Source organism: Evansella clarkii, from assembly GCF_002019695.1.
Classification (GTDB): Bacteria; Bacillota; Bacilli; order Bacillales; family Salisediminibacteriaceae; genus Evansella; species Evansella clarkii.
The window spans coordinates 2,699,700-2,725,231 of sequence record NZ_KV917376.1 but is presented as its reverse complement, the minus strand read 5'-3'; the positions used below and the strand labels follow the sequence as shown (position 1 = coordinate 2,725,231).

The 25,532-nt window shown below is 39.4% G+C and carries 36 protein-coding genes; 7 read left to right on the top strand and 29 right to left on the bottom strand.

The window, feature by feature from the left end; all coding sequences use genetic code 11:
* Positions 1-126: 126 nt before the first annotated feature.
* The gene (locus BK582_RS12585; RefSeq protein ID WP_078595377.1) at positions 127-447 is read left to right on the top strand and encodes a DUF2325 domain-containing protein; all 321 of its coding nucleotides are present in this window, start codon (positions 127-129) and stop codon (positions 445-447) included.
* Between the two features lie 17 nt (positions 448-464).
* Positions 465-947 (top strand): hypothetical protein, encoded by a 483-nt coding sequence (locus BK582_RS12580; protein WP_078595376.1) that lies wholly within the window; start codon positions 465-467, stop codon positions 945-947.
* Between the two features lie 115 nt (positions 948-1,062).
* On the opposite strand, the gene BK582_RS12575 is transcribed toward BK582_RS12580, so the two are convergent.
* From BK582_RS12575 to BK582_RS27650, 7 genes are all read right to left on the bottom strand, one after another.
* A complete protein-coding gene (locus BK582_RS12575; RefSeq protein ID WP_078595375.1) occupies positions 1,063-1,875 on the bottom strand; it encodes an ABC transporter ATP-binding protein in 813 nt (270 codons plus the stop codon).
* Between the two features lie 208 nt (positions 1,876-2,083).
* Complete coding sequence (locus BK582_RS12570; RefSeq protein WP_078595374.1) at positions 2,084-3,118, bottom strand: FecCD family ABC transporter permease; 1,035 nt, start codon at positions 3,116-3,118, stop codon at positions 2,084-2,086.
* Positions 3,111-4,124, bottom strand: coding sequence for a FecCD family ABC transporter permease (locus BK582_RS12565; protein WP_078595373.1), 1,014 nt, complete (start codon positions 4,122-4,124; stop codon positions 3,111-3,113). The genes BK582_RS12570 and BK582_RS12565 overlap by 8 nt, the downstream gene beginning before the upstream one ends.
* Positions 4,125-4,288: 164 nt before the next feature.
* Positions 4,289-5,332, bottom strand: coding sequence for an ABC transporter substrate-binding protein (locus BK582_RS12560; protein ID WP_078595372.1), 1,044 nt, complete (start codon positions 5,330-5,332; stop codon positions 4,289-4,291).
* A gap of 171 nt (positions 5,333-5,503) precedes the next feature.
* Positions 5,504-6,019, bottom strand: a complete 516-nt coding sequence (locus BK582_RS12555; RefSeq protein WP_078595371.1) for an acyl-CoA thioesterase — start codon at positions 6,017-6,019, stop codon at positions 5,504-5,506.
* A 181-nt stretch (positions 6,020-6,200) separates the two neighbouring features.
* Entirely contained in the window at positions 6,201-7,373 is a 1,173-nt protein-coding gene (locus tag BK582_RS12550) for an LL-diaminopimelate aminotransferase (RefSeq protein ID WP_078595370.1), read from the bottom strand.
* Between the two features lie 152 nt (positions 7,374-7,525).
* Complete coding sequence (locus tag BK582_RS27650) at positions 7,526-7,666, bottom strand: hypothetical protein (protein WP_218190723.1); 141 nt, start codon at positions 7,664-7,666, stop codon at positions 7,526-7,528.
* A gap of 185 nt (positions 7,667-7,851) precedes the next feature.
* Here BK582_RS27650 and BK582_RS12545 point away from each other — a divergent pair, with 185 nt between their 5' ends.
* Together BK582_RS12545 and BK582_RS26995 are read left to right on the top strand one after the other, a co-directional pair.
* Positions 7,852-8,706: a hypothetical protein gene (locus BK582_RS12545; protein WP_078595369.1), complete on the top strand. Its 855-nt coding sequence runs from the start codon at positions 7,852-7,854 to the stop codon at positions 8,704-8,706.
* A 302-nt stretch (positions 8,707-9,008) separates the two neighbouring features.
* Complete coding sequence (locus BK582_RS26995; RefSeq protein WP_167553103.1) at positions 9,009-9,167, top strand: hypothetical protein; 159 nt, start codon at positions 9,009-9,011, stop codon at positions 9,165-9,167.
* Between the two features lie 70 nt (positions 9,168-9,237).
* Here the strand turns inward: BK582_RS26995 and BK582_RS12540 are convergent, their stop codons facing one another.
* On the bottom strand, positions 9,238-10,437 hold the full coding sequence (locus tag BK582_RS12540) for a M14 family metallopeptidase (protein ID WP_078595368.1): 1,200 nt from the start codon (positions 10,435-10,437) through the stop codon (positions 9,238-9,240).
* A gap of 144 nt (positions 10,438-10,581) precedes the next feature.
* Between BK582_RS12540 and BK582_RS12535 the strand changes: the two genes are divergently transcribed.
* On the top strand, positions 10,582-11,517 hold the full coding sequence (locus BK582_RS12535) for an acetamidase/formamidase family protein (RefSeq protein WP_078595367.1): 936 nt from the start codon (positions 10,582-10,584) through the stop codon (positions 11,515-11,517).
* A gap of 115 nt (positions 11,518-11,632) precedes the next feature.
* On the opposite strand, the gene BK582_RS12530 is transcribed toward BK582_RS12535, so the two are convergent.
* The 4 genes from BK582_RS12530 to BK582_RS12510 form a co-directional block, all read right to left on the bottom strand.
* On the bottom strand, positions 11,633-12,253 hold the full coding sequence (locus tag BK582_RS12530; protein WP_078595366.1) for a spore coat protein: 621 nt from the start codon (positions 12,251-12,253) through the stop codon (positions 11,633-11,635).
* Between the two features lie 81 nt (positions 12,254-12,334).
* Positions 12,335-12,955: a peroxiredoxin gene (locus BK582_RS12525; protein WP_244895384.1), complete on the bottom strand. Its 621-nt coding sequence runs from the start codon at positions 12,953-12,955 to the stop codon at positions 12,335-12,337.
* Between the two features lie 226 nt (positions 12,956-13,181).
* Positions 13,182-13,475 carry a spore coat protein gene (locus BK582_RS12515; RefSeq protein WP_078595363.1) on the bottom strand — a complete coding sequence of 98 codons (294 nt, stop codon included), beginning with the start codon at positions 13,473-13,475 and terminating at the stop codon, positions 13,182-13,184.
* Positions 13,476-13,491: 16 nt separating this feature from the next.
* Entirely contained in the window at positions 13,492-13,695 is a 204-nt protein-coding gene (locus tag BK582_RS12510) for a hypothetical protein (RefSeq protein WP_169910991.1), read from the bottom strand.
* Between the two features lie 179 nt (positions 13,696-13,874).
* Here BK582_RS12510 and BK582_RS12505 point away from each other — a divergent pair, with 179 nt between their 5' ends.
* On the top strand, positions 13,875-14,600 hold the full coding sequence (locus BK582_RS12505; RefSeq protein WP_078595362.1) for a nucleotidyltransferase domain-containing protein: 726 nt from the start codon (positions 13,875-13,877) through the stop codon (positions 14,598-14,600).
* 24 nt (positions 14,601-14,624) lie between these two features.
* Here the strand turns inward: BK582_RS12505 and BK582_RS12500 are convergent, their stop codons facing one another.
* Positions 14,625-15,227 carry a YpjP family protein gene (locus BK582_RS12500; protein WP_078595361.1) on the bottom strand — a complete coding sequence of 201 codons (603 nt, stop codon included), beginning with the start codon at positions 15,225-15,227 and terminating at the stop codon, positions 14,625-14,627.
* Positions 15,228-15,333: 106 nt separating this feature from the next.
* Positions 15,334-16,080, bottom strand: a complete 747-nt coding sequence (locus tag BK582_RS12495) for a sulfite exporter TauE/SafE family protein (protein WP_078595360.1) — start codon at positions 16,078-16,080, stop codon at positions 15,334-15,336.
* Between the two features lie 218 nt (positions 16,081-16,298).
* Here BK582_RS12495 and BK582_RS12490 point away from each other — a divergent pair, with 218 nt between their 5' ends.
* On the top strand, positions 16,299-16,394 hold the full coding sequence (locus BK582_RS12490) for a YjcZ family sporulation protein (protein WP_078595359.1): 96 nt from the start codon (positions 16,299-16,301) through the stop codon (positions 16,392-16,394).
* Between the two features lie 148 nt (positions 16,395-16,542).
* On the opposite strand, the gene BK582_RS12485 is transcribed toward BK582_RS12490, so the two are convergent.
* The 15 genes from BK582_RS12485 to BK582_RS12410 form a co-directional block, all read right to left on the bottom strand.
* The gene (locus BK582_RS12485) at positions 16,543-16,932 is read right to left on the bottom strand and encodes a hypothetical protein (RefSeq protein WP_078595358.1); all 390 of its coding nucleotides are present in this window, start codon (positions 16,930-16,932) and stop codon (positions 16,543-16,545) included.
* Positions 16,933-16,945: 13 nt separating this feature from the next.
* Positions 16,946-17,401: a hypothetical protein gene (locus tag BK582_RS12480; protein ID WP_078595357.1), complete on the bottom strand. Its 456-nt coding sequence runs from the start codon at positions 17,399-17,401 to the stop codon at positions 16,946-16,948.
* Positions 17,402-17,443: 42 nt separating this feature from the next.
* Entirely contained in the window at positions 17,444-17,734 is a 291-nt protein-coding gene (locus BK582_RS12475; RefSeq protein ID WP_078595356.1) for a hypothetical protein, read from the bottom strand.
* Positions 17,735-17,882: 148 nt separating this feature from the next.
* Entirely contained in the window at positions 17,883-18,167 is a 285-nt protein-coding gene (locus BK582_RS12470; protein ID WP_078595355.1) for a hypothetical protein, read from the bottom strand.
* An 815-nt stretch (positions 18,168-18,982) separates the two neighbouring features.
* The gene (locus BK582_RS12465) at positions 18,983-19,270 is read right to left on the bottom strand and encodes a hypothetical protein (RefSeq protein WP_078595354.1); all 288 of its coding nucleotides are present in this window, start codon (positions 19,268-19,270) and stop codon (positions 18,983-18,985) included.
* 44 nt (positions 19,271-19,314) lie between these two features.
* Positions 19,315-19,602, bottom strand: a complete 288-nt coding sequence (locus tag BK582_RS12460) for a hypothetical protein (RefSeq protein WP_078595353.1) — start codon at positions 19,600-19,602, stop codon at positions 19,315-19,317.
* A gap of 584 nt (positions 19,603-20,186) precedes the next feature.
* Complete coding sequence (locus tag BK582_RS12450) at positions 20,187-20,477, bottom strand: hypothetical protein (protein ID WP_078595351.1); 291 nt, start codon at positions 20,475-20,477, stop codon at positions 20,187-20,189.
* A 1,433-nt stretch (positions 20,478-21,910) separates the two neighbouring features.
* Positions 21,911-22,201 carry a hypothetical protein gene (locus BK582_RS12440; protein ID WP_078595349.1) on the bottom strand — a complete coding sequence of 97 codons (291 nt, stop codon included), beginning with the start codon at positions 22,199-22,201 and terminating at the stop codon, positions 21,911-21,913.
* Positions 22,202-22,266: 65 nt separating this feature from the next.
* Positions 22,267-22,578 (bottom strand): hypothetical protein, encoded by a 312-nt coding sequence (locus tag BK582_RS12435; protein ID WP_078595348.1) that lies wholly within the window; start codon positions 22,576-22,578, stop codon positions 22,267-22,269.
* Positions 22,579-22,664: 86 nt separating this feature from the next.
* Positions 22,665-22,955 carry a hypothetical protein gene (locus BK582_RS12430; RefSeq protein WP_078595347.1) on the bottom strand — a complete coding sequence of 97 codons (291 nt, stop codon included), beginning with the start codon at positions 22,953-22,955 and terminating at the stop codon, positions 22,665-22,667.
* A 147-nt stretch (positions 22,956-23,102) separates the two neighbouring features.
* The gene (locus BK582_RS26990) at positions 23,103-23,261 is read right to left on the bottom strand and encodes a hypothetical protein (RefSeq protein ID WP_169910989.1); all 159 of its coding nucleotides are present in this window, start codon (positions 23,259-23,261) and stop codon (positions 23,103-23,105) included.
* Between the two features lie 186 nt (positions 23,262-23,447).
* The gene (locus BK582_RS12425) at positions 23,448-24,305 is read right to left on the bottom strand and encodes a hypothetical protein (RefSeq protein ID WP_078595346.1); all 858 of its coding nucleotides are present in this window, start codon (positions 24,303-24,305) and stop codon (positions 23,448-23,450) included.
* Between the two features lie 45 nt (positions 24,306-24,350).
* Positions 24,351-24,653, bottom strand: a complete 303-nt coding sequence (locus BK582_RS12420) for a hypothetical protein (protein ID WP_139368242.1) — start codon at positions 24,651-24,653, stop codon at positions 24,351-24,353.
* Positions 24,654-24,856: 203 nt separating this feature from the next.
* Positions 24,857-25,147 carry a hypothetical protein gene (locus tag BK582_RS12415; protein WP_078595344.1) on the bottom strand — a complete coding sequence of 97 codons (291 nt, stop codon included), beginning with the start codon at positions 25,145-25,147 and terminating at the stop codon, positions 24,857-24,859.
* Positions 25,148-25,212: 65 nt separating this feature from the next.
* Entirely contained in the window at positions 25,213-25,524 is a 312-nt protein-coding gene (locus BK582_RS12410; protein ID WP_078595343.1) for a hypothetical protein, read from the bottom strand.
* Positions 25,525-25,532: the final 8 nt, after the last annotated feature.

Below are 25,532 nucleotides of genomic sequence, written 5' to 3'. Positions count from 1 at the left end.
CTGGTAAAATTAATTTTCTTTTATTTGTCACAATTCTATTAATTTTACCTGTTGTAACACGACCCGTTTTTCCTTTATAATTTAATTGATAATGATTATCAATATTAATTGGCAGGTGATTTTGACATGGCTTCTTTATTAATATTTGGAGGAGACCAATTAGGGGCGATCCCAAAACATTTGAAAAATATAGGTTTTGAGAAGATTCATCATATAGACGGCAGAAAACAAAAAATGCTTACAAAGAAAATTCCCGAGAATACAGACTTGATTCTCATTTTAACTGATTTTATCAGCCATAACCTGGCAAAGAATGTGAAAGAGCGTGCTGAAAAAAGAGAGATTCCTGTTTGTTTTTCCAGGAGATCCTGGTGTGCTATACAAAAGACAATAGTTTCAAGTGAACAAGCTTGTAAACATTGCCCATTCTTATCAAAGTCAGATTAAATACGAGGTGTGAATATATGTTAAATAAACCCCATATTACTCCCTCTGTACCAGACCGTACTATTCAGGATCTCATTAATCAGTGCATGAGAAAGATCATTACTGAAAACAGCATGAAAAAAAGTACCGTATTAGATATTATTTATCAGGAATGCTTTCCTTTCATTCCTGAGCTCTTTACTTCATCCGGGGATTTTCTTTTGAAGATATTCCCTATTATGGATTATACGCTCCAAATTAATTCAAAGTTAAAATGCTTTGAATTAAAACAACTGATTCAGGTGGATGGGGTTTACATATTCACAGGCGAAAATGAGAATTCAGCACACGAAGCGTGGGCTTTCGTCTCTACCGAAACTAAACAGAACAATGATTTTATCAGGAGCCTTCAAAACAGATTAGCCTCTGTTTATCCGGCTGATTGCACATGCTATCTTTATTGTTTAGAGGATGGAGAAGCAAAGACTTATTATTTCTTTAAAGAATTTCCTAACAAATAATAGGATGCATTTTAATGCTGCATGTTTCCCCCATTTTATGTACAGATAGAAATATAATTTTTCCAATATTAAAAAGCTGGAAAGTTTATGACTTTCCAGCTTAAAACACCATACTTTAATTACTTGCCCCAACTTCAGCTATACACCGGCCTTTGCCGAATGGTATACATAACGGAGTTCCAAATAACGGGTCCTTTGTAATTTGACACTCCATTTTAAATACTTTTTTTACAAGATTGCAGGTAATGACTTCCTCCGGCTTACCCTGGGCAAATATTTTCTTATCCTGGACTGCCACAATGTTATGAGCATATCTGCAAGCCAGATTCAAATCATGAAGCACCATAACAATTGTACGTTTTTCTTTTTCGTTTAATTCAAACAACAAATCAAGTATTTCTATTTGATGAGTCATATCTAAATATGTGGTAGGTTCATCTAACAATATCGTATCTGTATCCTGAGCAAGCACCATAGCTATCCAGGCCCGCTGTCTCTGTCCCCCTGATAAAGAATCAACTTCCCGTTCTGCATATTCTGTCATTTGTGTAGCTTCCAGGGCTTTATTTACCTTTTCTTCATCTTCCCTTGACCATTGTTTCAGCCAGTTTTGGTGAGGGTACCTTCCCTGCTTGACGAGCTGGAGCACAGACAGCCCTTTAGGAGCATCAGGTCCTTGAGGCAAGATCGCGAGCTGCTTTGCCACGTCTTTTGTCCCCATCTTATTAAGCATTAATCCGTCCAGGAGTATTGAACCGCTTTTAGGCTTAAGTAATCTCGCTAACGACCGTAATAATGTGGATTTTCCACAGCCATTTCCACCAATAAAAACGGTAATTTCCCCCTTGGGTATTTTTATATCCAGATTATCGATTATTAAGGCTTCCCCATACGCAAGACTGAGGGCATTCGCTTCTATACCACGCATACTCTGACACTCCCTTCAATGCAAACACTCCTGTAATCAGAAGTACATATATTTCATCTAATTAATTATTTATATCGCTCACTTAAGTGTATTTTAATTGAGAATCATTGTCAATAAGCTTGAAGGGCTCTTAAAAAGCAGTAAATACTTAAACGCACTTTGTTTTACAGTACCTGGAGGAGATAATAAACTACAACTACAATATCTGTTACAAATTGCGGTTTTTATATAACAAATAAATGAAGAACGGTGCACCTATTCCAGCAGTAAAAACGCCTGCCGGAAGATCTGACGGCAAGAAAGCAGTACGCGCCACTACATCCGCCAAAGTAACAATCAAACCGCCAGTCAGCGCTGCAGCTGGTACTAGGGCGGCAAAGGATGCTCCTATTAGTTTTCTGGCAATATGGGGAGCTATTAACCCTACGAAGCCTATCCCTCCGGCAAAGGCAACTGCAGAGCCAGCTAAAGCAACACTGATAAATAACAGCAGAAAGCGAAACAACTGTACTTTTACACCAAGGCCACGAGCTACATCGTCCCCCAGTTCTTTCACATTAACCGTTCTGGCAAGGAAAATCGTAACAGGTATCAGAACGACAACCCATGGAAGCAGCCCGTACACATCACTCCAGTTTGCCCCATAAATGCTTCCTGTCATCCAGAGATATGCTCTGCCTGCTGTTGCAATATCACTAAGTACAATCATCATAGTGGTTAATGCGTTCATAGCGGCAGCTATCCCTATCCCTATCAGGATTAAACGAATAGGTGTAACTCCATTTTTCCACGATAAAATATAAATCATCACAGAAACTGCACCAGCTCCGGTAATAGCCGCTAAAGGAAGCCAGCTTATACTTATCTGTCCTGCGAAACTGACTAAGAAGATGATTGCCCCTACGGAAGCTCCTCCGGTTATTCCAATAATATCAGGAGAAGCCAGCGGGTTTCTTACAATACCTTGTAAAATAAGACCAGAGACCCCTAATGCTGCTCCAACCAAAAATGCCAGCAATGTCCGCGGAAGCCTGAGAGTATTAATAACAAAATCATGTTCTGCTGTACTCCCTGTAAGCTGCTTTATTACCTTTAAGGGAGATATCCATGCACTTCCTGCTGATAAAGAAAGCAGAAACACTAACAAAGTAACTACTGCTAATACAGAAATCACTGCTGCTGATTGCTTATCAGCCTGAAAGGAGACTGAGTCTGACTTGTTTCGAATAGTGAATTTACCCATTTCTTGAGAGCCCCTTTCTTGCGATGAAGATAAAAAATGGAGTTCCTATCAGAGCAGTCATAACCCCTATCGGCATTTCCTGCGGCATTATCACCAATCTCGCTGCTACATCTGCCAAAAGTAAAATAGTCGCTCCTGTTACAGCAGAGAAGGGTATAACCCACCGGTAATCAATACCTATAATGCCTCTGACTATATGAGGCACAATCAGGCCAATAAATCCAATAGCTCCGCCAATCGCAACAGACCCGCCGGCTAAAAAGACTATTATGATTCCTATTACGGCTTTAGTAAGGACGGTACGCTGCCCAAGACTTTTTGCAACATCCTCGCCAGACATCATGATATTTACCGATCTTCCTAACAACAGTGCTCCAATTAAACCGGCAGCCATAAAAGGCAATATTGGCAGAAGCATTTCTATAGATCTCCCTGCTACCGACCCGGCAAGCCAGAAAAGTACGCTTTGCAGGTTCTGTTCACTAAGCACTAAAATTCCTTGAGTAAACGAAACAAACAAGGCTGTTATTGCAGCACCTGCTAAAACAATCCGAACCGGAGCTAGTCCGTCCCTCCCAAGGGAACCAAGAAAGTAAACAAGAACAGCAGCTATTCCTGCTCCAAGAAATCCTATCCACATATAATGAACTAAAGAAGCAATCGATAAAAATACAGAAGAAAAGACAATAAAAAATAACGCACCAGCATTTATTCCGAAAATATCCGGGGCTGCCAGTGGATTTCTTGTCAGTGCCTGCATAAGAGCGCCGGAAACAGCTAAACTTGCTCCTATAACCGTTGCTATAACTGTTCTGGATATACGGGAAGTTGTAATAATAATATGTTCAGTAACTGTTTCATCATAATCAATAAACGCTTCAATAATTGTAGACACAGGAATTGCTGTTTTCCCCACAGAGATACTCAACATAAATGAAGTTAGAAATATAATAAAAAAAATAAAAAGAATAGCTATTTTAGGCAGCCGGAAAAATAATTTTTTCATTTTTTTCCTCTTTTCATTACTTTTTAATCAACGTGACTCTATCTTTGCTGGCATATACTTCAGCAGCACAAAGTATGCGAATTTCTATATTACCTGTTTTTTCGCTGCAACAAATAAGCAAGGGAAGAGAGAAATCACCCCCTCCAGCCCTTGCTTCGTAACCTTTATTGCTCTAAATCAAATCTGTCGTATATATCGTCTAACATCATATTGGCTGCGATAATTCCTCCAGCCATATTCCATGTTACCTCATCTACCATATAAACCTGATCGTTCTGCACTGCATCAAGATTTTGCCAAAGTGGATGGCTGGTCCATTCTTCAAAAGTCCTTTCAACAGCTTCATCCTCTTCATTAAAGATATAGAATACATCAGCATTCATTTCGGGAATACTTTCTTTATCGTTAAGCATTATTCCCCATTCTTCACTCTGCTGGTTTTCTGGTCTTGAGAAACCAAGTTCGTTTAAAATCGAGCCGGCAAACCCTGTAAAGTATATTCTTGCATGATCTGCTCTGAAGTTCAGAATTGAGACGTTAAGGGGCCACTCGTTTCCTAATTCTTCTTCTATTTTAGTTTGGAAGTCAGCTACTCTTTCGTCCCACTCAGTTAGTAATCTGTCTGCATCCTCTTCCATATTCATTGCCTCTCCCATTAGTTCTACTGTTTCCTTAAATTCGAATACAGTCTCGTGAGTAACAGTTGGAGCAATTTGTGAAAGCTGGTCATATATTTCTTCATGACGCATTTTTGAAGCAATAATAAGATCAGGGTTTAATGCTGCTATTTCTTCAATGTTAGGCTGGTTTTCATCACCCAGAATTTCAACACCTTCCAGTTCATCTTTCAAATAATCATAAACTGGCTGCTGGACCCATGACTCGACTACACCAACGGGCTTAACTCCAAATGCAACCGCAGCATCTGTCGCACCTTGGTACAGAGTCACAATCCTCTCTGGTGTTCCCTCAATCGTTGATGTTCCCATCGCATGTGCAATTTCTCTTGTTTCCTGAGCTGTTTCTTCGTTTTCACCAGCCTCATTTTCCTCCGGTTCAGTGTGCGCAGCATTGTTGCCGTTCTCATTATTGCCTGCTGGCTGTTCGTTCTGATCTCCACAACCAGACAAAATAATTAACGAGAGAAATAACATTATAAGTATTAAGTATAATTTCTTTCCACCTAATGGATATGTAACTTTTAGCATATTGTTGTCTCCTCCTTGTTTAATTGAGATTGATTATCACTCCCAATTAGAATTATAATGCATGTGTTTTAAAAGTCAACACAGTTTTTTTGTTAATCTCCAATATTTAAACATCTCAAACAGTTTTAACGTAAAAAGAAACCACCCAATTCAGGTGGTTTCTTTTATTTGTTACGAATCCCATGGTTTGTCTATTGTCATATACGAAGCAAGTTCCTCACTTTTTTTTCGTCTTCTTTTTCTGTTTTCTGCCCTTTCTCCACCTGTATTATGTAAAAACTCTTCTTCCTTCGTTTCCGGAACCACGGAAGGAACCTGTGATGGGCTGCCATTTTCGTCCAGGGCTACAAAGGTTAAAAAAGCTGTTGCTGCGATCCGGCGGTTTCCGGATAGTAAATCTTCAGCAACTGCCTTAACAAAGACTTCCAGAGATGTCCTCCCTGTCCACGTTACAAACGATTCAAGACAGATGGAGTCTGTCGGGTGAATTGGTGCTAAAAAATCTACCGAATCTGTAGAGGCCGTTACAACATCCGTACGGCAGTGCCGCCTTGCTGAAATAGCTGCCACTGCATCCATCTTTTTCATTAACACACCACCGAACAATGTGTTGTGGTTATTCGTATCATTCGGCAGTACGAGATCCGTCTGTACTACTCTCGACTGGCGGATATATTTCTTATTCATAATGCTCCCCTTCCTGCTGAAATACATTACACATGCATAAAGTGAACCTTCAATCAGTGGGGGGGTTTTTCATCCCCCACTGATTGTTAGTTGAACCAATCGGGATGTTAGCGTCCGTTATCTCCCGCATAAAGAACATCTTCGCTTCCACTCCTCTTTTGAGGCGGGATTTTACGGACGGTTACATCGGGATAAACATTTTACTATTCTTTAGCTTTTCTGCTGCTTTTCTTAACACTTCTTCTTTCTGAACAAGGGCAATCCTTACATAACCTTCCCCTGTTTCCCCGAAAGCATTACCTGGAACTACGACAATTCCTGTTTCATCAAGGAGTTTATATGTAAATGAAGTGGATGTTTCATTCTCAGGAATTTTAGCCCAGATAAACATAGATGCCTCTGGCGGTTCTACATGCCACCCTGCTTCCTGCAGCCCCTTTACGAGCACATCTCTTCTCTGACTGTAAATCTCCCGTAATGCACTGCTGAAACTGGATGCGTTTCTCAAAGCCAGAGCTGCGGCCTTTTGGACCGGTGCGAATACACCATAATCTAAATTAGACTTGAGTCTGCCGAGACCTTCAATGATTGAGGGATTTCCGGCAGCATAACCTATTCTGCATCCCGCCATGTTGAAACTTTTAGAAAAAGAGTTAAATTCTATCCCCACTTCTTTCGCTCCGGATACAGATAAAAAACTGACTGGTTTTTCACTGTAATAAAGTTCCGAGTATGCAAAATCATGAAGAATAATAATGTTGTATTTATTAGCAATTTCTATGGCTTTTTCAAAAAACTGCACAGAAGCCAAAGCTGGTACCGGGTTTCCCGGGAAGTTTAAAATCATCAGCTTCGCTTTTTGAAGGATTTCTTCCGGGATTCTGGCCAGATCAGGCAGAAAATTATTTTCTTCCTTGAGCGGCATAAAATATGGGTGTGCTCCTGCAAGAGAAATGCCTGCCTCATAAGCTGTGTAGCCTGGATCAGGGACAAGCACCACGTCTCCTGGATCTGCTACTGCCATTGGCAAATGAACCAGCCCGTCCTGGGAGCCCATCGTAATGATAATTTCTTTCCGGGCATTCAGCGACACACCGTTCCCCTTAAAATAATATTCCTCGACAGCTTTATGAAGCTCGAATGTACCAGTTAAAGAATAGCCATAATTTAAAGGGTCTTTAACCTGCCGGGCCAGTTCCTCCATGACAAAAGATGGTGGCGGAAGGTCCGGGCTCCCGATACTTAAATCTATTATTTCCTCACCTGCTTCCACCTTCTGCTTTTTATAGTTTGACAGCTCCGAGAAAATTGACGTACCGAATTTACTCATTTTTTGTGAAAGTCGAATCTCCAATTTTTTCACCTCTTTTGTAAAATGTAAATTACACTAATTATAACAGGATATAGAATGAACAAGTATGCTCTTCATTCAAAATTTGCCAAAAACTACATACTCTCTATATCTGAAAACGATGTCTTTAATAGTCATTTGATAGTATAATAAGATTAACTTCTGCATCCCCGAAGGGTCTTCGACAAGGCTAAAACTCCTGATCGATTAGAGAGCATCGGTCTTTCTTCACCGGATCCGTACATAAAGACACTTTCCTGCTTAACCACTTGCCTTAACAGAATTTTGTACTTCATACGCTAATATTTTATAATTTCATCCGTTTTGATTTCTCTGTTAAGAGCATCTTGCTTCCCTTTTGCAGACATTTGTCTCCAGCTCTGTCAAATCACTGGTGATGTTCAATAGTTTTTAGTACATTGTCGACTTATTCTAAGTGATAAGGAAGTTTCATAACAATTTAATAAGGAGGGGTTCAGTTATGTATGAACAGGAAACAACAAAAAAGAAAAAGCCATTTTATAAAAAGTGGTGGTTTATTGCAATCGTCGCATTTTTTATTACTGCAGCCATTGCCACTGGCGGGGAGGATGAGGAAACCTCTCAGTCAGAGGATAACAATAACTCGGAGGAAAACGAACCTCAAGATAACGAGAATAATAACAATAATGAAAACAACAACGCCAACAATAATAACAGCGAAAACGAGGAAAACATCGAAGACGCCGTTAACAACTCCAATAACAACGCTGGCGATGAAAACAACGAAGCTGCTGAGGAAGAAGAACCTGAGACAGATGAAAACAATAATGAAGAAACTGTTGTTGAAGAAGAGGAAATTGAGCCTGAAACAGCAGATTATGTAAGTTTTGGATCAGGTATGTTCATCGTTGGAGATGAAATACAGCCTGGTTTATACCGAAATGACGGCAGCATAACATACTGGGAAAGACTGGCCGGATACAGCGGTGAGCTTGATGATATTCTGAGCAACGGACTTCCTGAAGGCCCTGCATATGTTGAAATTAAAGAATCTGATGAGGCTTTCAGTTCACAAGGTTCTGGTGAATGGATACTGATTGATGATAATTATGAAGGAGAACTCCTTACAGAATTCGGGGACGGCCAGTACTTAGTAGGAGTGGATATCGAACCTGGAAAGTACAGAAACGATAATGCTTCAGGGGGCTACTGGGCAAGATTAAGCGGATTCGACGGGGAATTAGACAATATTATCTCTAATGATATTATCGAGGGCTCCGTTATCGTTGAGATTTCACCAAGTGACTACGGATTCGAAACTACAAGATCCGGCACGTGGACAAAAATTGATTAATCATTAATTTTATCTTGCAAGCTCCTGCGTTACTTGAGATACAATAATCAGAAACTCAGGGTACGTAACTTAGTTAACAAAGAGAGTCGGAGAAATGTTCCGGCTCTTTTTTTTCCTGCATAAATCTTTTATTATTCCTCACAATCAATCCCAAAAGAGCCGCTCCACCGCCTCGCACCAAAAATATTACTCTTCAAAAACTTTTCCGATATATTAAAAAGTGGTTTTCAATAACCTCAAACAGGTTATATTAAAAACAAAACATTATATGATACGAAAATAAACACACTGGAGGCTTTAACATGAATGAAAATTCACCGAAAGATATTGAGCTGATAGAACGAAGAGCAAGGGAAGAAGACAGGGAAGCGAAGCGTGCGGATATTGTTGTGGAAGAGGCGATTTCTCATATGAATCCGCAAAGACAGTATAGTGCAGAAAAATCCCTGGATAAACGCTAAGGCTGGAGACGCCCTATATAAAGCTGGTTAGTCTGAGAGAGGTACACGAAGCCGTGTACCTCTTTTTTGCTCAGACAGGCAAATACAGATTAGCAAGAAAGATTCCAAGTGTTTCTTCATACATTTCGTCAAATTGAGTAATGGGAAGCGGGTTAACTCCTCTTCCTAATTCAACCGTAAATCCTGGTCTTCTCCATTCCTGAATAAACCAGTCTTTATACCCCGCGAAGCTCTCTACATACTGAATCGGACGGTAACCACTCACACGGTAGAACTCATTTACAATTGTCCGTGACTCCGGGGGTTCAAGCCCCTGGTAACCCCAGAAAATTACTTTTCCCTGAGTATGATATGCTGATACACGATGAAATTCTCTGTTTCTCGTCAAGCCGGCAATCGCAACAGCCTCTGGCTCCGACAATGGACTTTCCCCGGGATAATCGAACGGTGCCGGGCTGTAAATTTCCTTACGTGCCCTCTCTTCTTCCCACATGGCCGGGAACTGGTTATTTAAATCCACCCCGCGAATATTAGCTTTCCAGGTTGAAAAGTCAAGGCTTCCCCCATTAATTGAAATGACGGATGAACGAAATGGCTCCTCTGCAGGAGGACCGTTCAACACAAGATCCACACCATCAGGGTTCACCATAGGAACGACCGAAAGCTGTGCTTCATTATAAAACCGGTTCAGATACAGCCCCCTTACTGGCTGTTCATTGGTGAGTGCAAGCAGATAATCATTAAGCTGGGTCATAAGTACCGGAGTTGTTATCCATTCTATTGCATGAAAGGAAGCATTGACATGGACTCGCTTCGGTCCATTGCCAACAGTGACTTCAAACAAGTTCTTTCCCATTACCGAGCTGCCAAAAACGGAAGTACCAATAAACGGATAAATTTGCGCCAGTTGACGAAGTTCATTAACCAGTGCCTGAGAATCGTAGTTCCTATTTCCTGAAACTACCCGCCATGTCACTCTTACCGGAATAATAAGGATGCTGCCGACAGCTAAGTTAGCAGGATTGACTCCAGGGTTTAATAAGTACAGTGACTCTGGAGGAATATTGTACCGCGAAGCAATTTGCCATATCGTATTACCTGCCTGAACCTGCTGGCTGGCTGTTACGTAACCAGGTATTCTTATTTCCTGCCCCGGCTGAAGCCCTGCTGGGTCTACATCACGGTTCGAATCCATCAGCAGATTTAAGGGAATGGAAAACAACCTGCTGTAAAACCACAGTGTATCTCCTCTCCGTACACGGATTCTCATTTAATCCCCCCACGTTTTTTTACAGTGTATGTGCAGTTTCTTTATTAAATCCTCTATTAAAGAAATTTCACTGGACCTAGTCTTCGCTAAGAGTTTTGGTACAATAGTTAATATGCCAATAGATAAACTAAGAGGAGGCTTACTATGATACATAAGCTGGAACTACGTTCAGAAAACTTACAAGGCTCGTTCAGTAATGAATATAAACCTGTCCTGACAATTAACTCGGGCGATTCTCTCCATCTCACTACACCTGATATTCAATGGGGCTATTCCCCCTCTAAAGATACCGAAAGATTTGAATATAACTCAGGACAGAACGAGGAAAAACGGGGCCACCCTGTCCTTGGGCCGGTAGCTGTAAGGGGAGCAAAGCCAGGAACAGTACTTGAGGTGCGGCTTAATGAGATAAAACCGGGCTGGTATGGAAGGAACTGGGCTGGAGGTAATAAAAACTGGCAGAATGAGAAGATCGGGATAATTGACGAAGAAAGACTTCAAGTGGACTGGGAACTGGACTCAGAGAGCATGACAGGAAAATGCAAAATGGGTGAAAAGGAATTCCGTGTTGCTCTCCAGCCTTTTATGGGGCTCCTTGGAGTTGCACCGGAACAGCCGGGAATGCATCCCACTCCTCCACCAAGAAACTGCGGCGGAAATATTGACTGTAAAGAGCTTGTAACAGGAAGCACATTGTTTTTGCCGGTCTATACAGAGGGAGCATTATTTTCCATTGGCGATGGACACGCTGTTCAAGGAGATGGGGAAATTTCCGGAACTGCCATTGAGTGTCCGATGGATCATGTGGACGTCACATTAACAGTCAGAGAAGACATGAAGCTGAGTTATCCCAGGGCAAAAACACCTTCCGGCTGGATAACATTTGGTTTCCATGAAGATTTAAACGAGGCAACTGGAATTGCGTTGTATGAAATGATGGATTTAATACAGGAACTGTACAATGTGAGCAGAACAGAAGCCACTGCCCTTGCAAGCGTAGCAGTAGACTTAAGGATCACCCAGGTTGTAAACGGTGCTAAAGGAGTACACGCTGTCCTCCCGTTTGGGGCAGTGAGATAAAAACAGGGGGTATCCTGGAGAAGATACCCCCTGGCCTGTCCCTGAAAAAACAAGTCCGTTTTAACATCAAAGCACAACAGGTGCAAAATAAAACCTGTTGTGCTTTTCTATATACTTACTGCTGCATACCATGTCCCTGATTATTCATCGGCGCTCCAAGATTCGGCATTCCCATCCCTGGCTGTTTTTGCTGGTACTGGCCAGTCATTGGCTGGAACATAGCTGCCATCTGTGTCGTCTGGTCCTGACTGAAAGCAGGAGGCTGATAATATCCATTCTGATTCATCCATCCCCAAATTTCATACGCCATTTCCTGGCATAAGTTTGCTCCATTGACATGGTATGTGCGAAGCTGTGTATCCACACATTCATTTGCCCACTGCATTCCCATTACAGAGCCTGTTTTATGCGTATTTAAGGCTAAAGTGGCAATTGTCTGGTCTGACAGGGCATTAGTTTCAGTCCTCGGGGCAGACATGCTTATCTGGTGATGCATGCCAGGGTTCCCATGCATATTAAAATCAGGAGTCTGATGTGTTACCTGAGCTCCTTTTCCATTTAATAAATTTACGCCTTGCTGATATGCAGTGATCATCAGCTGCTGGTGCTTCATTAAAATATTCCGTAAGTTCTGGTCTTTGCACTGATTCGCAAACATGCTGTGCTGCTCAATTTCAGCTGCTTTTGTCCGTAGTGCCTCAGAAGTTTCTAATAGCTCGTGGGCTGCATAATTCATTGGTTTTAACCTCCGGATATATTGTGGGTTATAAATAAGCCCCTCGATTAGTTTGGACAAAGGCACCTGGAACATGCAAGATTAAACTTTCCCAATATTTTCAGTATCAGAAACAATGCCGGAATTACCAGGCACCCAGTTGGCCGGTGTTCCCAATTTTGTTTTTGCTTCATAATTCAAAGCTTGTATCACCCTTAGTAATTCGTAACTGTTGCGCCCGATTTCTTTCGGGTAAACCGACTTTAGTACAATTACACCCGAGGGATTAACAATAACAGTTGCTCTGTATGCTGCTCCCGTATTCTCATCCAGCACCCTGTAAGCTTTACTGATCCGGTGGCTGCGGTCGCTTACAAGAGGATACTGCACGGCACCCGTGGAAGGCGAAGTCTCTTTAAAAACTTTATGGGCATATACACTATCGGTACTGATGCCAAGTACTTCTGCATTCTGTTGCTTCAATTGAGGGTATAAAGCAGCAACTGCTGCCAGTTCAGTAGGTCAGACAAAAGTAAAGTTACCGGTGTAGAAAAAAAGGATTACCCATTTACCAAGGAGCTGCTGAAGGTTAATGGTAACAATTTGATTATTTACAAAAGCTTCCGCTGTAAAAACAGGTGCAAAATCGTCCCTGGATGGACAACAGGGCTGGGTACCAGGAGATAATTCTTCTGCAGATATCTTTTTTTGCCGCCAGTCCATTGGTATCGCCCTCCTTGCATTCCGTTATTTCATTGATATGTTTATTCTTCGTATTTTAGGATGTGAAAACAATAAAGAGACCTCGCCGATTATCGAAGTCAGAGGCGTAGTTGCACTTATACTTTGGCAATAAAATTTTTCACTGCGTCGAATTAACTTCATCGCTAAAATTTTATACTTTCTTAAAGTGCAAAAAAGATCCCCAAAAAGGGATCCTCTGCTGCTGTTAAAATTGGTCATCAGGGTGCAGATTGTTTTGCATAAGCTCCTGCACCTTCCCTATCTGGGCGGCAGTTGCTGCTTCTGTCATATACCAGCCTTTATCATTGAGCAGGTTAAACAGCCGGTAATGGCCATCGCTGGAGCTTTCCAGACATTGTCCATATATTTTCCGCAGCGGTTCGTGGCTGACTTCAAGCATGGTGTTACTCAGGCTGCGACACCGCCCTTTCTCCAGTTCCAGACACAGTTGTACCATTTCCCTGTCAGTCAGCCCCCGTCCTTCCATATTGTTCGGCATTTTCTGCCCTCCTTCCTTATTGTAATTTACCAGCTCGGTTAAAGTATTGAGAGAGTTCGGCAATCCTTAACTGATGCTGTTCGGCAATTTCTTCAAGCACTGTTTTCAGCTCCATATCATTACATTGGGATGCACACCAGTTCATTGTTTTCGCAGTTATTTCCTCGGCTCTTATTTCATCTTCAATAAATGCAAGTTCCTTCATTGTCAGCCCAGCCAATTATCTGCACCTCCGGTATATTATTTTTACTTATTATTTAATTTCTGCCAGAAATTATCCTATGAAGATTATTTCAATAAAACCAATTAACCAGTTAATGGTTATTATCCCCTCTTTTTCTCATATATTTTAGTTGTTGGCATTCCCTTAAATTAAACTAAAAGCAGGTGACAGACACATTGGGTCAAAATAATAATAAACGAAGGTCAGCAGTGAAGACCGCCCAGCAATTTATTCAGCATTTTTATCCGTTTTGCCAGGGCGCTATCCTCGCCGGAAGTGTTATCAGAGGAACGGCTACTAAGACTTCGGACCTTGATATTGTTGTATTTGATAATGCTGTTCCCTCCCCTTACAGAGAAGCCCTGATATTTAATGGCTGGCCGGTGGAAGTATTTGCCCATAATTTAACATCCTATAAACAGTTTTTTCAGGACGACTGTGAAATAGCAAAGCCTACCCACCCCCATATGGTTGCTGAAGGGATTGTGCTCATCGATAAAGGAATTGTCAGTATTATTAAAAGTGAAGCAAAACATTTAATGAAAAAAGGGCCCGCACCCTGGGCTCCGGAGGAAATTTATTTAAAGCGGTACTTTATTACTGACGCGCTTGAGGATTTTATTGGGGCATCAGACAGAGGGGAAGAACTATTTATAGCAAGCACGCTTGCAGACTGGATTCATGAATTCGTCTTGAGGACAAATGGAAAATGGATTGGAGATTCTAAGTGGATCGTTCGGGCTTTAAGTAATTATGATAAAGATTTCACCAGCACTTTCGTGGAAGCCTTTGATGTATTTTATAAAACCGGCAATAAAGAAAAAATAATAAATCTTACAGACAATGTGTTAGCTCCATTCGGCGGGCGCCTGTTTGACGGCTTCAGTATGGGGAAGAAATAAAAAAACAGGGACCAGGTCCCTGTTTTACGACATCCATTTTGGCGGTGTGTTTTTATCCCAGTAAACTTCTCCAAGCTCATAATGCTCTTCGAAATTATCAGTATATAAATGGTAGTGGAAATTAAACCAGTATCCGTCCCGGGGGCGGTTATCCCGGCGTACATGAAACCTCGCTATATCATCACCGGACCGGTAGTCATATACATTAAAGATCTTTTCTCCGTATCCTCCGGAAGGCTGTTCCGTTATCACGTAATAAGGAACTTCTTCTCCCGCTTCGGTAAGAATCATGCCCAGCACTTCTTCTATATTAGGAAGAATCAGAGAGTTAACTTCCTCTTCTACGTTTTTAATAATACGGGGACCTAATTTTTCAATAGTCTGTTCTTTGGCAAGCTCAGTCAGGGCAACGACATAATCTTCAGTGGCCGGCTCGCCGCTTTCTGAAACTGAATCTCCCGTATCGTGGGCTCCAGTCAGGTCGTTTTTAGAGTCCTCACCATTGCCCGAGGATAAGATTTCGTCATTGTTTTCTGCCTGTGCATCCAGATATGTAGGTGGTATGAATGTTCCCAGGGTTATAAATGTAATAAGAACAACGGAAAACTTTTTCAGCCATAGTTTCATAGTAAAAACTCCCTCTGGTTTACTAGTTTAATTGTAACATGCCAGAAGAAAAAATCTATGAGACTTATTAATAAAAATTGTGAAAATTCATGTATTATAAAGAAACTTATAAGAGCAGCTGGATTCCTCCCGCAGCAGCAAGAAAAAGGATTACCGTATTGAACTTATTCTGGGGAATCAACGGCAGAAACTTGATTCCAAGAAAAGCTCCTGCAAGTATAACCGGAACGAGCCACAGATTAAACAGAACAGTCTCCCAGGTTATTAACGTGAGCCAAATATATAGTGGTACTTTAATGAGATTTACGGCAAGAAAAAACCAAGCCCCGGTACCAATAAATACTTTTTTCGGCAGGTTGATAGCGATGAGGAAAATGGACATAATCGGACCGGCAGCATTTCCAATCATCGTTGTAAAACCTGCCAGTGTACCTATCACACCTCTGAAGCTCCCTGACTTCGGCATATTTTCCAGCCATTTTGTCCTGCCCTTCTCTCTTGCCATCTGACCGGCGGCCATCACCAGCACTATTACACCTAGGATAACCTCGATGGGCCGGCTCGCTGTTATGAATAAGAGCAGAATAAATCCGGCGATTAAACCTCCACCTACCCATGGAACGAGTGAAAAAAGAGTTTTCCAGTGGACGCTGTGACGGTAGTAAACCACTGCTATGAGGTCTGCAGCGATAAGCATAGGCAGCACAATTCCTATAGAATCTCTCGCTGGAAAAATAGTCGCCATTGCTGCAACTACGAGAATCCCAAGTGCAGGGAGACCGGTCTTGGCAAGCCCTATAAGTAAAGCACATAATAGAACAATTAAAAATTCTCCAGTGTCTAATCCAAGCATATGACTCCTCCTGCCACTTTTTAAGTCATTCCCCACCAAAGATATACTGTACCTGAGGCAGCTTGCATAGGTTATCCTTTTCCACCTTATAACCATCTGCATGACCTGAAAAAGTATATGATTTGCAATATATACTATTTCTCAACAAAATAACTACACATATTTGCTTCTCTTTACATAAGTTGTACTATCCCTGAAAAGGAAAGGGGGTTTGCATTATGCACGGACACACTGGTTTTGGAGCTGGATTCGCTTTAGTTCTGGTTCTCTTCATTCTGCTGGTAATCATCGGTGCTTCAGTCTGGTCTTGGTAATCTGAGCTTACCAAAAGCAAATTCCTTAAAGGGCGCCTCCTGGGCGCCCTTTTTTCAGTGAAATGTAAGACTACCTGAGGGACAAAGAGACAGGTCGCTCACTGTCACTACGTTCCCCCCTTCTCTCTGAGTTACGGCAATGGTCTTCTTATGCCAATTCTTCTGCTAAACGAAGTTTGAGAGAATCCCAGATTAACTGCAAAAAGTCCTCAAGCTCTTGTTTTCCTCTAAGTGCAGCTTCTTCTGCGATCTCTTTACTCTCAAAAGATAACCTCCAGCTTTTATTAAGTAAAAGTTCGCTTAACCCATTATCGGAAAAAGGTGATGCATTTTCGTCGTATGTAAAATTAACTCTGCTGTCGGGACTCGACTTTCTTTTTTCTGCTGTGAATTTCCAGTTTTCAAAAAGGTCAGCGTCCTTCGTGAAGCATTCCTCAACTGCTGCATGTTCATATGTTAATAAGAAATTCACATCATACGGCTTGTCTTTTTCATTGTTTATTTCTGTTTTCACATCAAGCCGAAAAACTTCTTCCATTTGAATCTCCCCCTTACAGATCGATTTTCTTAGGCGTTACACTTTTTATTCGTCTATTAAAAGTGGCGAGATTGATGAAGTTATTAAGCTCACGCTCCAGCCTTTTGACTCCTGCTGCAGCTGCAGCTTCTGCCATCTCTTTATTACCAAACTCCCATTCCCACTTACCAGCCAGTACAAAATCCAGCATGGAATTCTTTATTCTGTAATTACCATAGTGAGCCAGCTTCTCCTCTTCTTCTTCGTTTTTTACAGGCAGTATGTTTACAGAATACTTGTTAGACCGCCACTTATAAAACAATTTTTCTGTACAGCAAAAGTTTTTATCATAGCTGACTGCGTAATACAATGCAACTTTCTGAAATTTCCTGCTCTTAAAATCAATGGTAAAACGGACAAGATGTGGTTTATCAGAGCCCGGGTTATGATGAACTCCTGAAGATATTATACATAAATCCTTTAGTTTCAAATGAATCGCCTCCTCTTAAAATGACCTTAAATGCTGTGGATTTTAGTTTACTCTCAGAAAAGTTATAAATAGTACAAGCCCAACTACGAAAAAGCCAGCAACAAAAGCCTGTTTACTGGCTTCCCCCATCCTTTTTCTGACCTCAGCAAATATGAGGATAAAAATTCCCGCCTGGATCAGTAAAATGAGAAGGAAGGCAAGGAGAAAGTTACCATGAAGCAGGTCTGCAGCTTGCCCAGGGTTTCTCTCTGCATAAATCATAAATATGGACCCTCCCCCAATAAGCAGTGCCAGCGAAACCATTTGTATAATAGCCCATTTCCTGTTGTTCAATTAAATTCCCCCCTCCCCCTTTTGCTTTTAACCAATAAAAAAATTACCTGAAAGCTACTTATACTAATAACCTATTAAGAACATTTAAGTTTTTCTTAGTCCATATACCTGCATAAACCTGCGGATAATAATCCCTTAATAATTTTAATTACACGCTTGTATAAGCGAGTATCACCAGCACTAATATGCCTGCTAAAGTAACTAAACTTGCTTCCTTTGATATATGACCAACTCTTCTTCTAACTTCTCCTATTATTAAAATAAATAATAAACAAATGAAAATAAGAATCAAAAGTCCGGCTAAAATGTAATTGCCCTGTAAGGTCTCACCTACCACCGGGTACTGAGGGCCGACATACAATAACAAAAAAACCATAGTGACTATCAGCAAAAAAGATAATAATTGAAATCTACCCCAGGTTTTATCATTCATGCAATCCGCACCCTTTGATATTTAATAATATTTTATGTGTAAATTTCGATCCGGAGTCTGTTGTAGAACTAACTTTATTTTTAAGGAATACTTTTTACAACCAGGTCATCCCCCGAGTCGCATATCCATCCAGCAGCGGCTCACTGAAGGTCGCTGCTGCTGCGTTGAGGCCTTCCAGGGTCGTTATGTAATCGTGAGCAGCTTGGACACTCATAACATAACACAATACCAAGAGGGCTCTTTATTTTTTAAAACTCAAAAGTAATACTCCTTGCCCAAGTTTTTAAACCTATGATCTCAGGGAATGAGCTCCCATTACAAACAGGAACATTCCAATAGTTGCAAAAACGGCCTTTACAAAAGTTTTTCTAGTTACTTGCTTATTCGGTTCGGAATCTCTTACGACCCTCAGCATCACTAAATATATTGCAATTAAAATTGTAATGCCATATATAATTCGCGGAAGCTCCCAGTCAGATACAAAAAGAGCCCCGATATGTCTGGTAGAATCATTATCATATAAAAACTTAATACTAAATCCTACAATAATAACGTATAATACACTGCTAATAGTTAAGTAGTTCCATTTTTTATTGCTAATCTTGCATACACCTCCTCAACATAAAAACATCTCAAATATCATGCCTTATATCAGGGTGCCGTGGAATATCTGCAGGATGTAATACTTTATCAAAACCTTATCAATCCTGGTTACAGGAATGCTTTAGAATTAAGTCCTATTTCTCGCAGAAGTTAACAATAGCAGATTATAAAAAGAACTAAAGTAATAAGTATAATTTCGTCATTTCTGCTTATTAAGCATTTAAAACTGCAAGAATAATTATTAAACAAATGAATCCAATGATTAGTAAGCTGCCCTTTAAATTTATTTGGCCATTTCTTTTTTTCACTTCTGCAATTATTGCTAAATAAACCAAGATAATGGTAATCGAAAAGCCAAGAAATGCTGCTGCATAATTTCCGTAGAAAAGATCCCTTGTAGCTATTGGGTAGGTGTTGGCGTAATGGGCCAGTGACAAAACAAGTGACAAAAATAAGACCATAGATGAGACTTGTATAGTTAACCACTTTTTTCTGCTCATAAATGCAAACTCCCTTTTATTTTTCGCAAAGAAGTATGGTTTAGCTACACGCTTAAATACGCTAAAAACACTAAAAAACATAATAAACCGAGGGTCAGTAAACTGCTTTCTTTTGTTATTTTCCCTGTCCTGCGTCTGACTTCGGCTATGATCATGATAAAAGCTAAACCTATCCCGATTATTATCATCAGTGCTACTAACATATAATTACCATACAGAACTTCTCCAAATTCATCCATGTATTGATTGCCAAAATATATAAATGAAATGCCACCTGTGATCAATATAATCATAGAAGCAATTTGTAAAATTAACCAGGTCTTCTTTGTCATATCCTTCTCCCTTTGCTGGTTATATATGTGAATGGAACCACCTGCTCACTTCCCTTATAGTTTTTTACCACAGATAAGTTCATCTAAAATTATGCCTTATCAAAGATAGACATAGAGTACAGATAACCAATCCTTCGTGATTACCTGTCAAAATTAATTACTTGTATAAGCTAACAAGAAAATCAAACACAGAACACCGATAGTTATTACACTGCTCGTTTTTGTGATTTTGCCAGTCCTAATCCTAACTTCTGCTATTACCATAATATAACCCAGTCCTAAAAGGATAAATATCAAAAACACTACCAATAAGTGATTTTGCAGCAGAGTCTGCCTAAATAACACTGGATATTCATTAGAGAAATACGCAAGTGAAAAGCCTCCCCCGATAAGCAGAAACATAGAAGTGAGTTGTAAAACTAACCAGGCCTTTTTTGTCATTCACATTCTCCTTAAATCTGAATAAAGTTGAGTGGAAAGTAATAAAAGTAATAAACCCACTTCTATTTATGTGCAATATATATATAGCTTCTCTCCTTGCCAGTCTTAGTTAAGACACTTTGGTAATGTGTATAATATGCTCGCTACAACCGTGTAATTGAAAAGAAAAAGCTAACGCCAAGTAAGATGAGAAAACTTACTAAAAATGTTTTCTTATTAACTTCTCCCATTTGCCTTCTAACTCCGGCAAAGATTATCAAAAATGCCATGATGATCATTAAGCCGACTATCAGGAAGATAAGCCATGTATTATTCAAAAGGATTGCTGAAGCTTTTTCTTCGTTATTTTCCATAAACCATGTAAATGATAATCCGAATATAATTATAAAGGCAATTACTATTGCCTGTATTCTCCCCCATGCTTTGTCAGACATCTCCTCACCGTCCGATCCTAAAAATCCCTTATTATTAGCACCTAATAGGAATATTTCAAAGCTAATTATGACTTTACCGATTGTGCTGCCAGTACGAATAAAAACACGCCTGCTGTTGCAAAAGCCGCTTTTATAAATGTTTTTCTGGTAACTTTTTTGTTTTCTTCAGTATCTCGTGTGGTCCTTAAAATTATAAAATAAATGGCAGATAATAGTGTCAAACCAAATATTATCCGATATACACGCCCCATTCTACTAAAATAGGTTCTACCAGATATCTTATGTTTAAATTATCGTACATGAGCTTTATAATACTTCCACCCACAAATATATAAAGCACACTAATAAGTGTCGCTATATTCCATTGTTTGTCACTCATATTGTTTCCCTATGACCATAATATAAATTTTATGTTTTAAATTAGCATATTGATTCTTAGACGCTTCCTTTATATTCTTTCTCTTTTATTATTTGACTAATCACTTAAATTTTAAGACCTCAGCGCTTGAGCTCCCATTACAAATAAGACCATTGCCACTGTAACAAATACGGCTTTCACAAAAGTTTTGGGTCCTGCTCTCTTATTCTGCTCCATATCCCTGGTTAATCTCAACATTAAGATATAAGCACAAATCCAAATTGTGATTATATATAATATCCGCGGAAGCCCCCATCCAATGACTAATGGCTCTACCAGACGATTAGTTGTTTCATTATCAAATAATAGTTTTATGGTTACGCCTGAAACGAGAATATACATAAAACTTATGATTGTTATATAGTTCCATTTTTTATTGGTAATTTTGCTTACACCTCCTCAATATAGGGAGCCATTAAATAATTATAATTTTTCAATTAGAGGAACCGTTTCCTTTGTAATATAGACCATATCAGTCACTGAGATAAGCTATCAAGAAAAAAATACAAAGGACTCCAATTGTAATTAAACTGCTCATTTTTGTGATCTTACCAGTTCTAATCTTAACTTCTGCTATTATAATGAGGTATCCCATCCCTAAAAAAATTAATAGTAGGAACGTTACCAGAAAATGATTTTGTAACAGAGTTTCTCTAAAGAATGAAGCGTGTTCATTCGAGAAATACACAATGGAAAGGCATCCCCCAAAAAGTAGAAGCATAGAAGTGAGTTGTATAACTAACCAAGTCTTCTTTCTCATTATCTTCTCCTTCATCAATTCTGGTAATATTGCCAGTGAAAGTAAATAAAAAATTTTCTTTTTATTCTCTCAACCTTCTAGGAACGGTGTGGCAATATGATGGGTATTTTAATTCTGGTAAACTAATTTCATTTCAAACGATCCTATTTGCAAAGTACAATATAATATTTATGTAAGGGGCTTCCATTCCTTATCAGTCATAGTCAGAAACTTACTGCAGAACAAGTGTGCTTACTATACGGTTTTCCTCCATAATTACAGCCGTGTAATTGAAAAGAAAAAGCTAAACCCAAGCAGAATGAGAAAACTTATTAAAAAGGTTCTTCTATTAACCTCTCCCATGTATCTTCTAACTCCGGCAAAAATTATCAAAAAAAGCATGATTATCATAATACTAATTATGAGATAAATCAGCCACGTATTATTTAAAAAGAATGCCACACCTTTTTCTTCATTATTTTCCATATACCATGTAATTGATAATCCGAATATCACTATAAAAGCACCGATTATTGCCTGTAATCTCCACCATGCTCTGTCAGACATCTCCTCACCGTCCGATTCTAAAAAAGTCCCTTTTTATTAGCGCTAATATGATACTACAAAGCTAATTAGGACCTTAACGATTGTGCAGCCATTACAAACAGGAACATGCCAATAGTTGCGAAAACCGCCTTTATAAAAGTTTTCCTACTTACTTGTTTATTCGGTTCAGCATCTCTTATTACTCTTAATATAAGTAAATATCCCGCGGTTAATAAAGTTAATAAATATACAGTACGAGGAAAGCCCCAACCCGAAGCAAAGTGCTCCCCCAAGTGTCTAGTGCTTTCGTTATCATAAAGTATTTTAGGAGTTAGGCCGATTACGAGGATATATAAAACACTACCTACCGTTAAGTAATTCCATTTTTTATTATTCAAAATTATTCCCCCCATGGACCATAGTATTTATCTCTAGGCCATCGGCACCCTCAAACTCTTAAATCCCTTTATGGACTTTCTAATGGCTATAGCCGTGTAATGGCAAAGAAAATGCTAAACCCAAGTAAGATAAGAAAACTTACTAAAAATGTTTTCTTATTAACTTCTCCCATTTGTCTTCTGATTCCGGCGAATATTATTAAGAAACCCATCACAACCAATAATGACATCACTAAAATTAATACCCAAGTATTATTAAGGAGGAATTCCGTACCTTTTTCTTGGTTATTTTCCATAAACCATGTAAATGACAATACTAGTATAATTACAAAGGTCATGACTATTGCCTGGATTCGCCCCCATAATTTGTCAGACATGGCTTCACCACCCGGTCTTAAAAATACCGCTATTTATTAGTTTTTAACATAAATAACAATTTTACTTTTCTGTTCATAAGTTACATTTGTTTTGTTCCGGCATGACAGTACGTACACCTTGAACCCTCCTTGACCATATTTAGAAACCTATGATCTCAGCGACTGAGCACCCATTACAAACAGGAACATGCCGATAGTTGCAAAAACCGCCTTTACAAAAGTTTTTCTAGTTACCTGCTTATTCGGTTCAGCATCTCTTACAACCCTGAGTATAATAAGATACACCGCGGTTAATATAGTTGCCACGAATAATGTGCGGGGAAGTCCCCATCCTGATGCAAAGTGGGCTCCAATATGTCTCGTGCTTTCGTTATCATAGAGAAGTTTTGCTGTACTGCCGATAATAAGAATGTATAATACACTGCCAATAGTTAAGTAGTTCCATTTTTTATTGCTAATCTTGCTTGCACCTCCTCAACACAAAAGAACATCTCAAATATCATGCCTTATATCAGGGAGACGGGGAAGATCTGCACGATGTAATACTTTATTGAAACCTTTGTCAAACTTATTCATATAAACCCCTTTAGAATTAAGTACGATAATTAAAGAGGCTGATAATACTATGTCTTTTTTTAATGCCAGGAGATGAACAATGCTGAAAAGCCAGAAGAATAGTAGAAGGTAGATTACAAAAAGAAGTACGGGAATAAGTGCAATTCCTCCTGCTGCAAATGTCAAAGGCAATAGTGCCAGGGCAAACAATTTAAGCGCGCCTGCGGTAAGAAAATACTTCAAGTACTTTCCGGATCTCGTTAACAAGGCAAGCGCAAAATAATAAAATGCAAACAAAAATGGAATGAAAGCTGCTATGCTCAGCGCTAAAACAATCATTTTATACCATCTGTCTCCGGCCTTTTCATCAGCAAAATAACTTGGCCTGGAACGATCCAGCCAGGATCTAATTACAGACTCGTCTTTTGAGTAGATGTTTTTAATCATTTCAACTCGTCGGTGATGAATTGTTTGCTTCAGTAATTTACTATATTTACGTTTTAAACTGAAGGTATGTATTAAAGCAATAAAAGTACTAAGCAAACATGTAATTATCAGAAGAATGATGACTGGCTGCATCTGCCCCGCAAGTGCCCCATTAATAAAAAATACAGGAAATAAAAATAGAGGGATTGAATAAAACAACGCATAAAACATAAACCGTTTCTTCTTTAGCTGCACACCTAAATACATAAATGTGAGTGGGTTAAAGAATAGTAAAAGTGCAGGAATAGTCCATCTCTTATATTCACTGCTCAATGTTTTGTTCTCCTCGCGTAACAAACCTGTATTCATAAATATCCCTCTTTTACCATAATCAAAAGTTTATGATCTTATTGCCTAGGCTGCCAGTACAAATAAAAACACGCCTGCTGTTGCAAAAGCCGCTTTTATAAATGTTTTTCTGGTAACTTGTTTTTTCGGCTCTGAATCTCTCGTAGTTCTTAATATTATTAAATACATAGCACCCATTAACGTTGAATAATATACTATCTTTCCAATCCCCCAGCCTTCTAGGAAGGGTGTTGCAATATGACGTGTATTTTCATTATCGTATACTAATTTCATTCCTAACGTGCCAATAAGTATATACAACGCGCATACAAGCGTTAGAACATTCCATTTATTATCGGTCATAACCATAAACTTACTGCAAAACAAGTGTGGCTTTATCTTTGATGATGTCGGGAAACTTAGTAAAACTGCCTCCCTTTGCCGTACTATTCTTAGATAATTTACCATCACTTCTTCTCACTATTTCCCTCCTTGCCAAGGTTAGTTTGCATCGCTAATTTAAGCTATCCTTCTCAAAACATAAGTCGTCCCTATAAGAATTTTCTCCAATGTTACAGGCGTGTAATTGCAAAGAAAAAGCTAAAACCAAGTAAGATAAGAAAACTTACTAAAAATGTTTTCTTATTAACTTCTCCCATTTGTCTTCTAACCCCAGCAAAGACCATTAAAAAGAGCATGATAATAATTAGGCCGATTATTAGGAAGATAAGCCATGTATTATTCAAAAGGATTGCTGAAGCCTTTTCTTCGTTATTTTCCATATACCAAATAAAAGATAATCCAAATATAATCATAAAGGCAATGACTATTGCCTGTAATCTTCCCCATGCTTTGTCAGACATCTCCTCACCGTCCGATCCTAAAAATCCCTTATTATTAGCACCTTATAGGAATATTTCAAAGCTAATTATGACCTTAACGATTGTGCTGCCATGACAAACAGGAACATGCCAATTGTAGCTACCCCTGCTTTTAAGAAGGTTTTTCTGGTTACTTTCTTATCCGGTTCTGTGTCTCTTGTGGTTCTTAGCATAATAAAATAAAGTGCTGCTAATAAGGTGATCCCAAATATAATTTTAGGAATGCCCCATTCTCCAATAATCGGGTCAGCTAAATATCTTGTAGATTGATTATCATGCAACAGCTTCAGAATTGAAATGCTCAGAATCACATAAAAACTGCTAACTAGCGTTAGCTGGTTCCACCCTTTATTAGACATAATATATG

Coding starts and splice junctions, on each gene's coding strand:
- BK582_RS12585 (WP_078595377.1), top strand. CDS start 127: ATGGCTTCTTTATTAATATTTGGAGGAGACCAATTAGGGGCGATCCCA.
- BK582_RS12580 (WP_078595376.1), top strand. CDS start 465: ATGTTAAATAAACCCCATATTACTCCCTCTGTACCAGACCGTACTATT.
- BK582_RS12575 (WP_078595375.1), bottom strand. CDS start 1,875: ATGCGTGGTATAGAAGCGAATGCCCTCAGTCTTGCGTATGGGGAAGCC.
- BK582_RS12570 (WP_078595374.1), bottom strand. CDS start 3,118: ATGGGTAAATTCACTATTCGAAACAAGTCAGACTCAGTCTCCTTTCAG.
- BK582_RS12565 (WP_078595373.1), bottom strand. CDS start 4,124: ATGAAAAAATTATTTTTCCGGCTGCCTAAAATAGCTATTCTTTTTATT.
- BK582_RS12560 (WP_078595372.1), bottom strand. CDS start 5,332: ATGCTAAAAGTTACATATCCATTAGGTGGAAAGAAATTATACTTAATA.
- BK582_RS12555 (WP_078595371.1), bottom strand. CDS start 6,019: ATGAATAAGAAATATATCCGCCAGTCGAGAGTAGTACAGACGGATCTC.
- BK582_RS27650 (WP_218190723.1), bottom strand. CDS start 7,666: ATGAAGTACAAAATTCTGTTAAGGCAAGTGGTTAAGCAGGAAAGTGTC.
- BK582_RS12545 (WP_078595369.1), top strand. CDS start 7,852: ATGTATGAACAGGAAACAACAAAAAAGAAAAAGCCATTTTATAAAAAG.
- BK582_RS26995 (WP_167553103.1), top strand. CDS start 9,009: ATGAATGAAAATTCACCGAAAGATATTGAGCTGATAGAACGAAGAGCA.
- BK582_RS12540 (WP_078595368.1), bottom strand. CDS start 10,437: ATGAGAATCCGTGTACGGAGAGGAGATACACTGTGGTTTTACAGCAGG.
- BK582_RS12535 (WP_078595367.1), top strand. CDS start 10,582: ATGATACATAAGCTGGAACTACGTTCAGAAAACTTACAAGGCTCGTTC.
- BK582_RS12530 (WP_078595366.1), bottom strand. CDS start 12,253: ATGAATTATGCAGCCCACGAGCTATTAGAAACTTCTGAGGCACTACGG.
- BK582_RS12515 (WP_078595363.1), bottom strand. CDS start 13,475: ATGCCGAACAATATGGAAGGACGGGGGCTGACTGACAGGGAAATGGTA.
- BK582_RS12500 (WP_078595361.1), bottom strand. CDS start 15,227: ATGAAACTATGGCTGAAAAAGTTTTCCGTTGTTCTTATTACATTTATA.
- BK582_RS12495 (WP_078595360.1), bottom strand. CDS start 16,080: ATGCTTGGATTAGACACTGGAGAATTTTTAATTGTTCTATTATGTGCT.
- BK582_RS12490 (WP_078595359.1), top strand. CDS start 16,299: ATGCACGGACACACTGGTTTTGGAGCTGGATTCGCTTTAGTTCTGGTT.
- BK582_RS12485 (WP_078595358.1), bottom strand. CDS start 16,932: ATGGAAGAAGTTTTTCGGCTTGATGTGAAAACAGAAATAAACAATGAA.
- BK582_RS12470 (WP_078595355.1), bottom strand. CDS start 18,167: ATGAATGATAAAACCTGGGGTAGATTTCAATTATTATCTTTTTTGCTG.
- BK582_RS12465 (WP_078595354.1), bottom strand. CDS start 19,270: ATGAGCAGAAAAAAGTGGTTAACTATACAAGTCTCATCTATGGTCTTA.
- BK582_RS12460 (WP_078595353.1), bottom strand. CDS start 19,602: ATGACAAAGAAGACCTGGTTAATTTTACAAATTGCTTCTATGATTATA.
- BK582_RS12450 (WP_078595351.1), bottom strand. CDS start 20,477: ATGTCTGACAAAGCATGGGGGAGAATACAGGCAATAGTAATTGCCTTT.
- BK582_RS12440 (WP_078595349.1), bottom strand. CDS start 22,201: ATGTCTGACAGAGCATGGTGGAGATTACAGGCAATAATCGGTGCTTTT.
- BK582_RS12430 (WP_078595347.1), bottom strand. CDS start 22,955: ATGTCTGACAAATTATGGGGGCGAATCCAGGCAATAGTCATGACCTTT.
- BK582_RS12425 (WP_078595346.1), bottom strand. CDS start 24,305: ATGAATACAGGTTTGTTACGCGAGGAGAACAAAACATTGAGCAGTGAA.
- BK582_RS12420 (WP_139368242.1), bottom strand. CDS start 24,653: ATGGTTATGACCGATAATAAATGGAATGTTCTAACGCTTGTATGCGCG.
- BK582_RS12415 (WP_078595344.1), bottom strand. CDS start 25,147: ATGTCTGACAAAGCATGGGGAAGATTACAGGCAATAGTCATTGCCTTT.
- BK582_RS12410 (WP_078595343.1), bottom strand. CDS start 25,524: ATGTCTAATAAAGGGTGGAACCAGCTAACGCTAGTTAGCAGTTTTTAT.